This is a genomic window from Brevundimonas sp. SH203 (assembly GCF_002157625.1).
Taxonomy (GTDB): Bacteria; Pseudomonadota; Alphaproteobacteria; order Caulobacterales; family Caulobacteraceae; genus Brevundimonas.
On the sequence record NZ_BDMM01000003.1, the window covers coordinates 438,470 to 452,498 of the forward strand.

At 69.4% G+C, this 14,029-nt stretch carries 17 protein-coding genes and 1 tRNA gene; 7 read left to right on the forward strand and 11 right to left on the reverse strand.

Going from position 1 to position 14,029, the window contains the following annotated elements; all coding sequences use genetic code 11:
• Nucleotides 1-3 precede the first annotated feature (3 nt).
• The 3 genes from lptC to SH203_RS09080 all read right to left on the reverse strand — a co-directional run bounded on the left by lptC (nucleotide 4) and on the right by SH203_RS09080 (nucleotide 1,574).
• Entirely contained in the window at nucleotides 4-663 is a 660-nt protein-coding gene (gene lptC, locus SH203_RS09070; protein ID WP_087120543.1) for an LPS export ABC transporter periplasmic protein LptC, read from the reverse strand.
• A gap of 7 nt (nucleotides 664-670) precedes the next feature.
• A complete protein-coding gene (locus SH203_RS09075; protein WP_087120545.1) occupies nucleotides 671-1,285 on the reverse strand; it encodes a ribonuclease D in 615 nt (204 codons plus the stop codon).
• Between the two features lie 202 nt (nucleotides 1,286-1,487).
• Nucleotides 1,488-1,574, reverse strand: a tRNA-Leu gene (locus SH203_RS09080).
• Nucleotides 1,575-1,787: 213 nt separating this feature from the next.
• Between SH203_RS09080 and SH203_RS09085 the strand changes: the two genes are divergently transcribed.
• The 3 genes from SH203_RS09085 (at nucleotide 1,788) to SH203_RS09095 (ending at nucleotide 4,814) form a co-directional block, all read left to right on the forward strand.
• Nucleotides 1,788-2,630, forward strand: a complete 843-nt coding sequence (locus tag SH203_RS09085; protein WP_087120547.1) for a WecB/TagA/CpsF family glycosyltransferase — start codon at nucleotides 1,788-1,790, stop codon at nucleotides 2,628-2,630.
• Nucleotides 2,631-2,728: 98 nt separating this feature from the next.
• Nucleotides 2,729-4,057 (forward strand): FAD/NAD(P)-binding protein, encoded by a 1,329-nt coding sequence (locus SH203_RS09090; RefSeq protein WP_087120548.1) that lies wholly within the window; start codon nucleotides 2,729-2,731, stop codon nucleotides 4,055-4,057.
• Between the two features lie 226 nt (nucleotides 4,058-4,283).
• Nucleotides 4,284-4,814, forward strand: a complete 531-nt coding sequence (locus SH203_RS09095; protein ID WP_087120549.1) for a polysaccharide biosynthesis/export family protein — start codon at nucleotides 4,284-4,286, stop codon at nucleotides 4,812-4,814.
• A 13-nt stretch (nucleotides 4,815-4,827) separates the two neighbouring features.
• On the opposite strand, the gene SH203_RS09100 is transcribed toward SH203_RS09095, so the two are convergent.
• Genes SH203_RS09100 through flgB form a run of 3 tightly spaced genes read right to left on the reverse strand, consistent with a single transcriptional unit; the run spans nucleotide 4,828 to nucleotide 5,993 of the window.
• Entirely contained in the window at nucleotides 4,828-5,142 is a 315-nt protein-coding gene (locus SH203_RS09100; RefSeq protein WP_087120551.1) for a flagellar hook-basal body complex protein FliE, read from the reverse strand.
• 11 nt (nucleotides 5,143-5,153) lie between these two features.
• Complete coding sequence (flgC, locus tag SH203_RS09105; protein WP_234989443.1) at nucleotides 5,154-5,573, reverse strand: flagellar basal body rod protein FlgC; 420 nt, start codon at nucleotides 5,571-5,573, stop codon at nucleotides 5,154-5,156.
• A gap of 15 nt (nucleotides 5,574-5,588) precedes the next feature.
• A complete protein-coding gene (gene flgB / locus SH203_RS09110; protein ID WP_087120552.1) occupies nucleotides 5,589-5,993 on the reverse strand; it encodes a flagellar basal body rod protein FlgB in 405 nt (134 codons plus the stop codon).
• A 142-nt stretch (nucleotides 5,994-6,135) separates the two neighbouring features.
• On the opposite strand from flgB, the gene SH203_RS09115 reads away from it, so the two are divergent.
• From SH203_RS09115 to SH203_RS09125, 3 genes are all read left to right on the forward strand, one after another.
• Entirely contained in the window at nucleotides 6,136-6,411 is a 276-nt protein-coding gene (locus tag SH203_RS09115) for a flagellar biosynthetic protein FliO (protein ID WP_087120553.1), read from the forward strand.
• Between the two features lie 179 nt (nucleotides 6,412-6,590).
• A complete protein-coding gene (fliP, locus tag SH203_RS09120) occupies nucleotides 6,591-7,391 on the forward strand; it encodes a flagellar type III secretion system pore protein FliP (RefSeq protein WP_087120687.1) in 801 nt (266 codons plus the stop codon).
• A 114-nt stretch (nucleotides 7,392-7,505) separates the two neighbouring features.
• On the forward strand, nucleotides 7,506-7,784 hold the full coding sequence (locus tag SH203_RS09125; RefSeq protein WP_087120554.1) for an HU family DNA-binding protein: 279 nt from the start codon (nucleotides 7,506-7,508) through the stop codon (nucleotides 7,782-7,784).
• 238 nt (nucleotides 7,785-8,022) lie between these two features.
• Here the strand turns inward: SH203_RS09125 and SH203_RS09130 are convergent, their stop codons facing one another.
• A complete protein-coding gene (locus SH203_RS09130) occupies nucleotides 8,023-10,878 on the reverse strand; it encodes a hypothetical protein (protein WP_087120556.1) in 2,856 nt (951 codons plus the stop codon).
• 123 nt (nucleotides 10,879-11,001) lie between these two features.
• On the opposite strand from SH203_RS09130, the gene SH203_RS09135 reads away from it, so the two are divergent.
• Nucleotides 11,002-11,391, forward strand: coding sequence for a DUF983 domain-containing protein (locus SH203_RS09135; protein ID WP_087120557.1), 390 nt, complete (start codon nucleotides 11,002-11,004; stop codon nucleotides 11,389-11,391).
• A gap of 255 nt (nucleotides 11,392-11,646) precedes the next feature.
• On the opposite strand, the gene SH203_RS09140 is transcribed toward SH203_RS09135, so the two are convergent.
• The 4 genes from SH203_RS09140 to SH203_RS09155 form a co-directional block, all read right to left on the reverse strand.
• The gene (locus SH203_RS09140) at nucleotides 11,647-12,225 is read right to left on the reverse strand and encodes a nucleotidyltransferase family protein (protein ID WP_087120559.1); all 579 of its coding nucleotides are present in this window, start codon (nucleotides 12,223-12,225) and stop codon (nucleotides 11,647-11,649) included.
• 222 nt (nucleotides 12,226-12,447) lie between these two features.
• Nucleotides 12,448-13,233 carry a bifunctional hydroxymethylpyrimidine kinase/phosphomethylpyrimidine kinase gene (gene thiD, locus SH203_RS09145; RefSeq protein WP_087120561.1) on the reverse strand — a complete coding sequence of 262 codons (786 nt, stop codon included), beginning with the start codon at nucleotides 13,231-13,233 and terminating at the stop codon, nucleotides 12,448-12,450.
• Between the two features lie 50 nt (nucleotides 13,234-13,283).
• Nucleotides 13,284-13,628 (reverse strand): multidrug efflux SMR transporter, encoded by a 345-nt coding sequence (locus SH203_RS09150; protein WP_087120562.1) that lies wholly within the window; start codon nucleotides 13,626-13,628, stop codon nucleotides 13,284-13,286.
• A 40-nt stretch (nucleotides 13,629-13,668) separates the two neighbouring features.
• Nucleotides 13,669-14,025: a DMT family protein gene (locus SH203_RS09155; protein WP_087120564.1), complete on the reverse strand. Its 357-nt coding sequence runs from the start codon at nucleotides 14,023-14,025 to the stop codon at nucleotides 13,669-13,671.
• Nucleotides 14,026-14,029: the final 4 nt, after the last annotated feature.

Below are 14,029 nucleotides of genomic sequence, written 5' to 3' on the forward strand. Positions count from 1 at the left end.
TCATCATCGGCCTGCACCCGCGGGCGTCAGCACGCCCTTCACCTTGTTGTCGCCCGCGCCATCGAACACCACGCGCTGACCCTGGTCATAGATGGCATAGGACGATGCGTTGATGGTTCCAATAGGGCCTGAACCCTGAACGCCCTTTGAACCCGTCACCACTCCGGTCGCGGTGTTCACAACCGCCTCTGGCGTGGTCAGGATGAAGCCCGTGCCGCCGTCGGAAATCCGCACGTTCGGGCCGATCGTCACCGTCCTGGCCTGTTCGTCGTATGTGCCGCCGTCGGCGGTCAGCTCCGTCACCTTGCGCCCGCCCAGGTTCAGCTTCAGCGCCGGACCGATCAGGCGGAACTTGCCGGTGTTGGGATCGCGCACAGCCCCTTGCGCGCCCACGGTGAAGGCGCGGCCTTGCGAATCCTGGCCGTGGAACAGCGGGCTGTCCAGCCGCACCTCCTGGCTCTGGCTGGCCTTGCGCTCCACCCCCGACATGACGGTGCGGAACACCGTCCAGGTCAGGACGCCGCCCGCCAGCACCAGGATGACGATGGGCAGCACACGGCGATACAGCTTCACCCGCCGCGAACGCGCGCGCCAGCGGGCGCCGGCCAGGGCGACCCGGGCCTCGTCGGCCTCGATGCGGGACGGATCGACGGGGTCGGTCAAGCGCGCCTCAGCTGTGGGCGAAGATGTCGACCTCGTCCCATCCGGCGAGGTCGAGCGCCGAACGGGTCGGCAGGAAGTCGAAACATTTCGCGGCCAGTTCCGCGCGCCCCTCGCGCGCCAGCATCTGGTCCAGCCTGGCCTTGGCCGCATGCAGATAAAGGACGTCCGACGCCGCATAGTCCAGCTGCGCCTGGGTCAGGGTCTCGGCCCCCCAGTCCGAGGACTGCTGGGCCTTGGACAAATCCACGCCCACCGTCTCGCGCACCACGTCCTTCAGACCGTGCCGGTCGGTATAGGTGCGCGCCAGCTTGGACGCGATCTTGGTGCAATAGACCGGCCGCGTCTCGACGCCGAGGTGCAGCAGGAACATGCCGATGTCGAACCGGCCGAAGTGAAATATCTTGGTCACGGCCGGATCGGTCAGAACCCGCTTCAGGTTCGGACAGTCGTAGGCGGGCCGGTTCAGCCGCACGACATGGGCGTTCCCGTCCCCGGACGACAGCTGCACCACGCACAGCGGATCGCGGCGGAACCGCAGGCCCATGGTCTCGGAATCGATGGCGACCTCGGCCCCCAGGTCCAGATCGTCGGGCAGGTCGCCCTCGTGCAGGTAAACGGTCATGCCGAGGCTCTTACACGGCGAATGCGCTGGACGGAACGGGCTACAGCAATGCTGAACGCCGTGCGTCGCATTCACGAAACGGCCTCAAGCAGGAATGCGCCGCGCGCATTCCGGTAGGCCACAAAACAATGCAGCCGCGCGCGAGGCGGCAGGCCAAAACAAAGAAAGCGCCGCACCGTTCGGCGCGACGCTTTCTGAAAGATGGTGCCCAGAAGAGGACTCGAACCTCCACGGCCGTTAAGCCACTGGCACCTGAAGCCAGCGCGTCTACCAATTCCGCCATCTGGGCCCCGTCGGCAGCGCCTTGCGGCGTTTCCATCGGGAAGGCGCGGACCTCTAAGGGAGGCTCCGGGCGGGGTCAACAGGGATTTTCCGCCTTTGCGAGATTTCTTCCGAGAACGGCGTTTGAAGCGTGGCCGCAAGACGGGCTTCGCGGCCGTTTAACGCCCGCTAAGCCTGTTTTCTAACCGCGTCTTGAGGGGCGGCGGTCTAGAGGGAAACCATGACGGAGCTGTCCCCGCCCCTGCCGACGACCGAGCGCCGCGCCCGGCCCCGCGCGCCCTTCCGCACGCGCCGCCGCGCCAGCGAGCGGGTGCGGCTGATGGGCCAGTGGGTCGATCTGGTCCGCCCCGAAGAGGTCCAGCACCATATCCAGCAGGCTGTGGCCGAGGGCCGCAAGAGCCTGATCGCCAACCACAATCTGCACAGCCTGTATCTGATGCAGCGGACGCCGGGCCTGTCCGCCTTCTACGACCGGGCCGATATGGTGGAGGTCGATTCCACCCCCCTGATCGCCTTTTCGCGGCTGGCGGGCCTGAACAGCCGGGGCTTTCACCGCTGCACCTATCTGGACTGGCGCGACCATTTCTGGAGCGTGGCCGACCGCAAGGGCTGGCGCGTCCTGTCCATCGGCGGCGCGCCGGGCGTGGGCGAGACGGCGGCGGCCCGGCTGCGCGCCCTCTATCCCCGCGCGGACATCGCGGTTCACCACGGCTTCTTCGACGCCCGCCCCGATTCGCCCGAAAACGCCGCCGTCCTGGACCGCATCGCCGAATTCCAGCCCCACGTCCTGTTCGTCGGCATGGGCATGCCGCGTCAGGAGCTGTGGATCGCCGACAACTACGACCGTCTGCCCGACTGCGTCGTCCTGTCGGTCGGCGCCGCCTTCGACTATGAGGCCGGCGTCCAGAGCGCGGCGCCCCGCTGGATGGGGCGGGCCGGAATCGAATGGGCCTATCGCCTGTTCCGCGATCCCCGGCGGCTGTTCGTCCGCTACTGCATCGAGCCGTGGAGCCTGATCCCCCTGGCGCTGGCCGACCTCCGCGCCGGGCGGCGGCGTCGCTAGGCGACCATATTCCTACTGGTCAGATAGATATTTATCGCCATGATCCCTCCCTCCCGCCGTGTGCTATCGACACGGCGTCGAACCCGGACGGAGCGCGCATGTCACAGCGGGACGAACTGCGGATCGCCATCGTGGGCGCGGGGTTCAGCGGCCTGCTGACGGCCGTGAACCTGCTTCAGGCCTCGCCCGCCGTGCGGGTGACGCTGATCGAGCGGCGGGGCGTCTTCGGCCCCGGCACGGCCTATGACACCGGCAATCCCCAGCATCTGCTGAACGTGCGCCTGGACAATATGAGCGCCTTTCCCGACCGGCCGAGGCATCTGTCCGACTGGCTGGCGGAACAGCCGTCGTGGCGCGCCCAGGACGGTTTCATCACGCGCGGCGTCTATGGCGACTACCTGCAATCCCTGCTGGACGCGGCGCTGGACGACGCGCCCGAGCGCCTGACCCTGATCGGCGCCGAGGCCCGCACCCTGGACCGGCTGGACGACGGCTGGCGCATCGGGACCTCGGACGGCGAGATCGTCGTGGATCAGGTGGTGCTGGCCCTGGGCAATCTGGAGCCGGCCTCGCCGCCGGGCGTGGACGACGCCGTGCGCGCCTCGCCCGCCTATGTCGAGAATCCCTGGCGGCTGGACGCGGCCTCGGTCGAGGGCGCGCGCAACGTGCTGCTGATCGGGTCGGGCCTGACCATGGTGGACGCGGCCCTGACGCTGCGGCGGCCGGGGCGGCGCTTCACCGCCCTGTCGCGCCACGGCCTTCTGCCCCGCGCCCACGCCGTCGCGCCGCCCGCCCCGTTCGTGGGCGCGTTCGCGGGCGGCCCGGCCGAGGTGCTGCGTCAGGTCCGCGCCGCGACCGATCAGGCCGACTGGCGCGCCGTGTTCGACCGGCTGCGCCAGTCGGCCCAGGCCCTGTGGCGCGGCTGGTCGCCGGTCGAGCGGCGGCGGTTCCTGCGTCACCTTCGTCCCCTGTGGGACGTGCATCGCCACCGGCTCTCGCCCGGCGCGGCGCGCGACATCCATTCCATGCTGGCGGGCGGAGAGCTGACGGTGCTGGCGGGCAAGCTGACCGAACTGAAGGCCGCCGACGTCATTGAGGTCGCCTGGCGACCGCGCGGACGGCGCCGCCCCATCCGCGACCGTTTCGACCTGGTGGTCAACTGCACCGGCCCGCTGGGTTCCATCGGCCAGAGCGTCGAGCCGATGATCCGCGACCTGCTGCAAAAGGGCCACGGCCGTCCCGATCCCCTCGGCCTGGGGCTTCAGGTCGACGACGAGGGCCGCCTGTTGGACGCCGCCGGCCATTCCGCCCAGGGCCTTCACGCCATCGGCCCCCTGACGCGCGGCGCCTTCTGGGAGATGACCGCCGTCCCCGACCTGCGCGGCCAGGCCCGCGATCTGGCGAGGCGGATACTGGCGCAAGGCTAGCGTTCGTCGCTCGTCGTCATTCCGGGGCTGAGCGGAGCGAAGAACCCGGAACCCAGGGCCACATGCGCGCTGCCGACCCCATTCGACGCCCGATGCCCGCCTCCTGGCTTCCGGGTTCGTCCTGCGGACGCCCCGGAATGACGATCAAGCCAACGATGCGCTCTAGACCCGAACAATCATCGAGCATAGCCTGTACAGCTTCAACGTGCGTCCGGGAGGGACGACCATGCCGCGCCCCGTCCTCGCCGCCGTCGTCGGACTGGCTCTGGCGTTCGGCCTGACCGCCTTTTCAGACCCGACTCTAGGCGACTATCGCCTGGCCCCGGCCGACAGGGTGCGGATCGAGGTCTTCGGGGAACCGGCGCTGGGCGGCGATTTCACCCTGGACGGGCGGGGCCGCATCACCCTGCCGCTGATCGGCGAAATCCAGGCCTCGGGCCTCAGCGCGCCCCGGCTTCAGGCCGCCGTCGCCGACGCCCTCGCCAAGGGCTATCTGAACCAGCCGCGCGTCGCCGCCCAGGTCCTGACCTACCGGCCCTTCTACATCCTGGGCGAGGTCAACCGGCCGGGCGAATATCCCTATGCGGCCGACCTCACCGCGCTTCAGGCGGTCGCCACGGCCCAGGGCTTCACCTATCGCGCCAACAGCCGCCGCCTGTTCGTCCGCCGCGCCGGCGTCGCGGTGGAACAGCCCCTGTCCCCCGACGCCCGCATCCTGCCCGGCGACACCGTCCGCATCGCCGAACGCTATTTCTGAAGGGCCGACGCCCTCAGATCGGCATGGCCATGATTTCCTTGTAGGCGGAAATCACCTGGTCGCGCACCGAGATCACCGTCTCCAGCGACGCCTCGGCCGAGCTCAGCGCCGTCACCACGTCGATCAGATTGCCCTGCCCCTGGACCGAGCGGGTCATCTGGGTCTCGGCGGCGCGCGACTGCTGGGTCATGTCGGTCATGGCGGACTTGACCAGATCGGCGAAGCCCCCGTCGCCGGCGGCCGGGGCCGAGGCGGCGCCCGACAGGCCCGTCGGCATGGCGCCGCCTTGAACGGCGGCATAGGCCCTGGCGGCCATCATCGGATTCATGACCTAGCCCCTCAGCGTTTGATGATGTCGAGGGTGCGGCTGTCCATCGACCGCGCCGTCTCGATGACGTTCAGATTGGCCTCGTAGGCGCGCTGCGCCTCGCGCATGTCCATGGCCTCGACCAGGGTGTCGACATTGGGCCGCCGCACATAGCCCTGCGCGTTCGCCGCCGGGTGCGACGGGTCGTAGTCCATCTTGAAGTCGCTCTGGTCGGGCCGCACCTCGGCCAGAGTCACCCCCGTCGCCCCGTCGACCTCGCGCGCCTGAAACACGGGGATCTGGCGGCGATAGGGTTCGCCGCCAGGCGTGCGGGCGGTGGACTGGGCGTTGGCGATGTTCTCGGCGATGACGCGCATCCGCGACTGCTGCGCCTTCAGCGCCGAGGCGGCCACCGCCATGGCGCTGTTCGAGGGGGAGACGGAATCGGGCATGGCTTACTCTCCGCCTCAGCCGCCGGGCCGTTTGGCCGCCAGGCGGATCATGGACATGGATTTCTGGTAGAAGCCGATGGCGGCGTCATAGGCCATGCGGCTCTCGGCCATCTTCAGCATCTGCTCCTCGACCACGACCGAGTTGCCGTCCAGCGTGGTTTCCGAATCGGGCGATTTGGTCGGATCGAACCGCACCGGCGTTCCCGGCGGGGCGATGTGGGCGGCATTGGTCCGCGTCATCTGCAGCCCCCCGCCCCGCGCCATGGCGGCGGCGAAGTCGGTCGGCTGCTTCAGGTCGCGGCCGACGTAGCCGGGCGTGTCGGCGTTGGCCACGTTCTCGGCGATCACCCGCTGGCGCGCGTCCAGCCAGCCCAGCCGGCCCTTGATCTGCCCCAGCAGCGGTATGTCGGCGACGCCCATGGCGATCTCCCGTGCGACGCGGATGCGCGCGATGGGCAGAAAATGCCGCCTGCATGGTTAATAGGGGGTTATCTCAACGGGTCGTTAACCGTGGTGATTAACACTCGTCCGACAGCGCCGACTGCGCGGGGCCTTGCAGCGTATGAATTTCCTCGACCTCGTCCGGGCCGTCTTCGGCCTGGCCTTCACCCTCGGCCTGATCGGGCTGGCGGCCTGGGCCGCGCGCCGCTATGCGCCGCAGCTGCTGGCCAGGCTCAGCGCCGAACGCGGCGCGCGCCGGATGCAGGTGGTCGAAACCCTGGTCCTGGACCCCGCCCGCCGCCTCGTTCTGGTCCGCATCGACGAGGAGGAGCGGCTGATCCTGCTGGGCGAAGGTCGCGAATTGATCGAGCCGCGCCAGCCGGGGGGCGTGCAATGAAGCCGTCGCAAGCCCTTCTCCCTCCCCCCGCGGGGGAGGGTGGCCGAGCGCAGCGAGGTCGGGTGGGGACGGCCGGGCGGTTCCTCGCACGCCTGTTCCGCATCGCACCCCGCACTTGCGCCCCGCCGCCCCCACCCGGTCGCTCCGCGACCACCCTCCCCCGCGGGGGGAGGGAGAGCATTTTCAACACCCCCACCGGCGCCGAGTTAAAGCGCGCGGCCCTGCTGTCCCTCTTCACCACCCTGGTCTGCCTGGCCTGGCCCGTGGCCGCCCTGGCGCAGCAGGCGGCCCAGTCCGGTTCGGCCCTGAACATCGACCTGGGGTCGGGCGCCGGCCTGACCCAGCGGGTGGTGCAGCTGGTCGGGCTGATGACCGTCCTGTCGCTGGCGCCGTCCATCGTCATCATGACCACCAGCTTCGTGCGGATCATCGTGGTCCTGTCGCTGCTGCGAACCGCCCTGGGCCTGCAACAGTCGCCGCCGAACGCCGTCCTGGTGTCCCTGTCGCTGTTCCTTTCCGCCATCGTCATGGCCCCGACCTGGCAGGACGCCTATGATTCGGGCATCCGTCCGCTGATGGATCAGCAGATCGAACTGCCCCAGGCCTTCGATCAGGCGTCCGAGCCTGTGAAAACCTTCATGCTGGCCCAGGTGGACCGCGGCGACCTGGCCCTGTTCACCCGTCTGTCGAAGATCGAGCCCCCCAGGAACGTCCAGGAATTGCCCCTGCGCGTCGTCACTCCGGCCTTCATGATCAGCGAGCTGAAGAAGGCCTTTGAAATCGGATTTCTCCTTTTCGTTCCGTTCCTTGTGATCGATCTGGTGGTGGCCAGCGTGCTGATGTCCATGGGCATGATGATGCTGCCTCCGGTGGTGGTGTCCCTGCCGTTCAAGTTGATCTTCTTCGTGCTGGTGGACGGCTGGCGACTGGTCGCCGGAAGCCTGGTCGAGAGCTTCCAGCGGGCCTCCGGCGCCGGATAATCCCCCGTCCCATATGGCTTTGCCCGTCATCGGCGCTTGCAATGCCGGTGGAAATCCGTGTTGATCCCCCGGTCCTCGCCCTGAATCGGGCGATTAACACTGGAAACGCTTCTTATGACCACTCAAGCCGAACTGATCGCCGCCGTCGCCAAGGACGCCGGTGTCTCGCAGGCCGACGCCGGCAAGGTGCTGACCGCGATCGTCGAAAACATCCACTCGACCCTGAAGTCGGGCGGCGACATCCGCATCTCGAACCTGGGCGTCTTCGACACCGCCGCCCGCGCCGAGCGCGAAGGCCGCAACCCGGCCACCGGCGCGACCATCAAGATCGCCGCCTCCAAGGCCGTGCGCTTCCGCGTCTCCAAGCCGCTGAAGGACGCCGTCAACGGCTAAGCCTTTTCGGTCCCGTCTGACGGGATCGGCAATGCTCGACGGGCGGGGATCGCGACGCGATCTCCGCCCGTTTTCGTTTCCGGCGACTCGATGACGCCGTCCTTCCGGGGCGTCCGAAGGGCGAACCCGGAACCCAAGGGGGCCATCCCCGATGTCGGATGGATCGGCGGCGTCGCTGTGGTCCTGGGTTCCGGGTTCTTCGCTACGCTCAGCCCCGGAATGACGACCATGTGCTCGATCAGGCGGCGCTCTTGGCGTCCGCTTCCTTCCTGAACGCCTGTTTGGCGCTGTTGACCCAGCCGACGAAGGTGTCCGCCTGGCTGGACAGATTGGCGAAATCGCCCGCGCCCGCCACGCCCGACAGGGTGTCGTCCAGCGCCACCCGGATCGCCGCCGCCGACCGCGCGCCCGCCACGAACGGCCCGTAACGGCCGCTCAGCCGTTGCAGCGCGGCCAGGTCGCCGGCCAGCGAATAGCCCACGCCCGCCCGGATCAGCCAGCTTTCCTCGGCCGGCGTCAGGGCCGTTCCGGTCGTCTTGTAGCGGTCGCCCAGCCGCGCCTCATAGACCGGCGCCGCCTCGGCCCATTTCTGCTGCTTCCAGAAGATGTCGGCCCGCACCTCGCGCGCCGGGTTGGACTGATCCTTGTCCAGCACCTCCAGCGCATGGTCGAACCGGCCCAGGTCCATCAGGGCGCGGGCCTCCAGCGCGCGACGCTCGCTGTTCATCGCCGCCGGCAACAGGGTGGTGCGCGACCCCCAGATGGCCTGCAACGCCTTCTCGGGCTGGCGATCCATCAGATAGACGGTGGCCAGGTTGGTGGCGACCTGGGCCTTGGCCACCCCGTCCAGCCGTTCGTTGACCTGGTGCTGCAGCAGTTCGGCGGCCTGGCCCAGCAGGTCGACGTCGATCAGGCGGCGCGACAGGCGGCGCACCATCTCGTCCCCGTCCGCCCCGATGGGCGTCAGTTCGCGGAAGTCGTAGAACAGGGCCAGGGCCTGCACCGGCTGCAAGCCGTCGGCCGCCCCTTCCAGGAACAGGGCGCGGAAGGCGTTGGACTGATCCGCCTGGATCTCGGCCGCGCCCGGAATGCCGACCAGCCGCTTGCCCGCCCCGCGCAGGGCGTCCAGCGCCTCGCGGTATCGCCCCTGTTTCAGATAGATGTCGGCCAGTTTTCGGATCACCGCCAGTTCGGTCCCGTCGCCGCGCCAGCGCCATTTCAGCAGTTCCAGCTGCTGGGCCGCCTGGTCGGGGCTCAGCGTCCCCTTGTCCATCTCCAGTCCGATGGCGCCCAGTTTGGCGGGGGTGGCGATCCCGTCCAGCGGCGCGCGCGCCACGGCCTTGTAAACCGCCAGCGCCCGGTCCTTGTCGCCCTGCAGGTCGAACAGCCGCGCCTGCACCAGCCGCGCGGTCAGCTGGTCCGTCGCCGGCGCCTTCTGGCTGAAACTGTAGGCCAGCAGCTGCTGGGCGGCGGCCAAATCCCCCGTCTCGATGGCCGCCAGCGCATGGGCGGCGCCGAACCGCGCGCGCCAGGCGGGGGGGAAGTCGTCGATCACCGAGGCCCCTGCGGCGAAGTTGCGCCTGGCCCCTTCCCAGTCGCCCTGTTCGGAGGCGACATAGCCCTGCCACACCTTGGTCGCCGGATCATTGGCCAGGGCCGCGCCCGCGAAATCGACCTGGGCTTCCGCCAGCCGCCCCACCCCGACGCGGGCGACGCCGCGCAGGCCCCGAACCTCGGGCTCGCCCTGCATGTTCGGCGCCTTGGCGATCAGGGCGTTCAGCACGCCGATGGCCTCGTAGTTCAGTCCCGATCCGACCAGGAACCGCGCCAGCGCCAGCCGCGCCTCGATGGGCGCGCGCGCGTCGTCGCCCGCCGCGATGGTTTCCTGCCCCGCCGCGTCCTGCAGCCGGCGATAGCGATCCGAGAAGCCCGCCTCGCCCGTCGCGGCCCAGGTCTCGTCGATCATGGCCGGATAGGCGGCGCGTCTGGGCGCATCGGCCGCGCGGTCGCCGGCCTCCAGCCCCGCCGACGGCGCCGACAGCGTCAGCCCCCTGGGTCGGCTCAACGTCACCAGATCGCCCGCCGCCTCGATCCTCAGGTCGTCGGCTCCGGTCTCGACCGCCATCCCCTGCGCCGTGGGGATCAGGGTCAGGTCGACCGTGCGCCGGCCGCCGCCATAGCCCTTGCCGGGCGCCAGGGCCGTCACCGCCGCGAAACGGTCGCCCATCAAGGGGTCGGTCAGCCAGATCGCCTTGGTCGCCCCGGCCATCCGCGCCACCAGGGTCGCCGAACCGTCGTCGGACCGATCCACCTCGACCCCCGTGGCGGCCGGCGCGGTTCCGCCCAGGGTCACGGTCCAGGTTCCGCCCTGCCCCTGGGCCGCCACGCTCATGCCCTCGGGCGCGGCGATCCGCATGGCGGTGTATCCCGGCCCCGCCGCCCAACGCGCGTCCTTGGCCGGCCCCAGCTGCTTGGCGCCGGTCATGTCCATCCGCGCGGCGGTGTCGAACACGATCCACACCGCGTCGCCGCGCCGGAACACGGCCGCCCCGACCGGCGCGCCCCACTGGAAGGTCAGGACGGTCTTGTCCGCGCTGCTCTCGGCCTTGACCGGCACCACGGCGTTGGTCGTCTGCGGCTTGGCGGCGTCCTCGCCCTGCGGCGCCTTGCCCGGCGCATAGAGGTTCAGCCAGACCGCCCCGTCCGCCACGCCCGAGCGCGCGTCCGCGCCCTCCTCCAGCGTGATGATCAGGTCCGTGCCGCCGGCCCGCCCGCCGCCGGACTGGCGCGTCTCGACCGACTTGACCCCGGCGGGCGGATCGACCTTCAGGCGCGACACATCGGGCGCCGCCGTGGTCCCCAGATGCACCACCACCTTGTCGCCCTGGCGGCTGACGCGCGTCCGCACCCCGATGACGCCGCCGAATTCGACGCGGGTGAACTCGGCGTTCTGGCCGATGTCGATGGACAGCGGATCGCGCGACCGCCCCGCCTCCTGCGCCAGCGGCGCCATCGGAGACAGCACGACGGCGCCGGCCGCGGCGGCCGCCACGGTCGTCTTCAGAATACGCTTGGTCGGCGCGGCCCCGGACATATCCCCCGACCCATGCCGCAAAAGCCCTTTAATCGCGGTTAACCGCCGTTCACCGTGAAGACGGGGGCGATAGGACAACCCGTCCACGCGACAGCGCCGCTTTCAGCGCGCATAATCGGCCCCATGACGGACTATCCGCGCCTCAGCACGATCAAGACCGGCCTGGCCTGCCGCTGCCCCCGCTGCGGCAAGGGCCCGCTGTTCAAGGGCTACCTCAGCCTGCGCGAAGGCTGCACGGACTGCGGCCTCAGCTACGGTTTCGCCGATCCGGCGGACGGCCCGGCCTTCTTCGTCATGACGGCGGTGGGGGTGGTGGGCATGATCCTGCTGATGATCTTCGACTTCACCGTCCACCCGCCGATCTGGGTTCACGGCGTCGTCACCCTGCCCATACTGATCGGCCTGTGCCTGGGCTGCCTTCGCCCCTTCAAGGCCTGGCTGGTCGCCGAACAATACATCCACAAGGCCGCCCCGCCCGAGTTCTCCTCCAACGGCAAGCACGGGCCGTTCTAGGGCGTTCGGCGGTTGGGTTGAACCTGACCGCATCAGGGTTCGTCACGACGGACACCGCGAGGCCACAGCGAACACGACGGAGACGGGCTCCGGTCGAAAAGTCTTGAAGGCCCGCGGCGAAGCCGCAGACTTGTCGACAGCTTGCAGAAAACCACAACTCAACGCGCCTTCGGTCCCGTCGTGGTCTTCGTGACTTCGCTGTGTCCGTTGTGATGAACGCCTTTCAGGCCCGCATCCCCGAAAGCGCCGATTGCGCTAGGGCTCCACCACCGTCAGTTCCGGCCATCGCGCCCGCGCGTTCTCGATCACCTTGGGCCAGCTGCTGGCCACCGGCCGGTTCGGATTGGGTCGGATGGTCATGGAGAAGACGTCCTTCAGCCCGAACGGCGCGGCGACGGTGAGCCGATCGTCCGTCTCCAGCCGCACCCCGACCGCGAAGGTCGGCGCCACGAACCGCCCCAACGCCTCGTCCGTCGAGGCCAGCGGCGGATAGGGTTCGCCGAACCGATCCTGAAACCACAGATGCACCCGCGCCTGGTTCCGCACCTCGACCCGGCTGCGGAACGGTTCGTCGAAGGCGGCGGCGACCTGTTTGATGACGATGTCCTCGGCCGCGTAGGACAGGTCCGCCCCGTCGAAATAGGCCAGATCGTAGTCCTTGACCCCATAGCCCGCCGGTCGTCCGGTCTGGACGTTCCACACCGCCTGATAGACCGCCCCGGACACCAGCCGCCAGTCCGGCAGCCCCAGCGCCCGCACCGTCGTCAGCACATGCATCAGGCCGGGGTCGGCCCGGATGATGTCGGTCAGCTTCTGGGTCAGGGCGTCGGTCATGCCCATCCCTTAGCGGTCCCGCCGGGCGCGGGGGAGTGGGGGCGAACCACCATCCACAGTCGGCGCGAACAGGGCGTCATTCCGGGGCGTCCGCAGGACGAACCCGGAACCCAGGACCACGCCTCGAATGTCCGAAACGGCCTGCGCAGACGCCGTCCCCCTGGCTTCCGGGTTCTTCGCTGCGCTCAGCCCCGGAATGACGACAAGAGACCGTCTCGAAACCTACCCCCGCACCGGCCAACCGTGGTCCAGCGGCCCGTGCCCGCCGCCCAGGCCCGGCGCGCGGCGGATCGCCTCGCCGACATAGGCCCAGGCCTCCGCCACAGCGACCTCCAGCGGCCGCCCCAGCGCCAGTCCCGCCGCGCAGGCGCTGGCCAGGGTGCAGCCGGTGCCGTGGGTGTGGCGGGTGTCGATCCGGTCGGCCTCCAGCGCCGTCTCGCCCTGCGGCGTCAGCAGAAGGTCGATCACCGTGGCCCCCGGCACATGGCCGCCCTTCATCAGCACCGCCCGCGCGCCCAGCGCCAGCAGCGCCTCGCCCGCCCGCCGCTGGCCGTCCAGATCCTGCACCGCGATCCCGGTCAGGGCCTCGGCCTCGGGCGCATTGGGCGTCAGCAGCGCCGCGCGCGGGATCATCAGCCGTTTCACCGCCTCGACCGCCGCATCGGGCAACAGGGGATGTCCGCCCTTGGCCACCATGACCGGATCGACCACGGCGGGAGCGTCGGCGCCGTCCAGCAGGGCCGCGACCGTCTCCACCACCTCTACCGAGCCCAGCATTCCGGTCTTGAAGGCGTCGGTCCCGATGTCGTCCAGCACCGCCCGCCCCTGCGCCGCGATCAGGTCCAGCGGCAGCGGATGGACCCCGTGAACCCCCAGGGTATTCTGCACGGTGATGGCCGTGATGGCCGTCGCCGCATAGCCGCCCATCATCGTCACCGCCTTGATGTCGGCCTGGATTCCGGCCCCGCCGCCCGAGTCCGAGCCCGCCAGGATCAGCACCCTGCCCATTTTTCTGGCGCTATCGCCGCCCGCCCGGCGGGCGTCTGTTTGAGCGCTGCTCATGCCGTCGCCCCCGAAAACAGCTTCAACCCGACGATGCCCGCCACGATCAGCAGGATGCACACGGCTCGCACCGCCGTCGCCGGCTCGTTGAAGACCAGGACCCCGACCACCGCGGCGCCCACCGCGCCGATCCCGGTCCACACCGCATAGGCCGTGCCGATGGGCAGTTTCTGCGTCGCGACCCACAACAGGATCATGCTGCCCGCCAGCGCGACGCCGACGCCCAGCGAGGTCAGCGGCCGGTTCAGGCCGACGTGCTTCAGGCCCGAGGCCCACAGGACCTCCAGCAGACCGGCGACCACCAGCGTCGCCCACGGATTGATCGACAGAACCCAGGACATGAAGGGTCAGATGGCGCAGCCCGCCATTCAGGGCAAGCGATCAGGCGCCCAGCGGCCCCTTGAAGATGAAGAAGGCCCCCAGGCCGATGAAGGCGAAACCGACCAGATGGTTCACCGTCAGCTTCTCGCCCAGATACAGCACCGAGAAGCCCGCAAAGACCAACAGGGTGATCACCTCCTGCATCGTCTTCAGCTCGGCGGGCGAATAGACCTTGATGCCGATGCGGTTGGCCGGCACCGCCAGCCAGTATTCGAAGAAGGCGATGCTCCAGCTGGCGATCACCAGCAGCCACAACGGCTTATGCTCGAACTTCAGATGCCCGTACCAGGCGAAGGTCATGAAGACGTTGGACAGGGCCAACATGACGATGGGGGCGATATAGGCGGTCAGGGGCATGGGC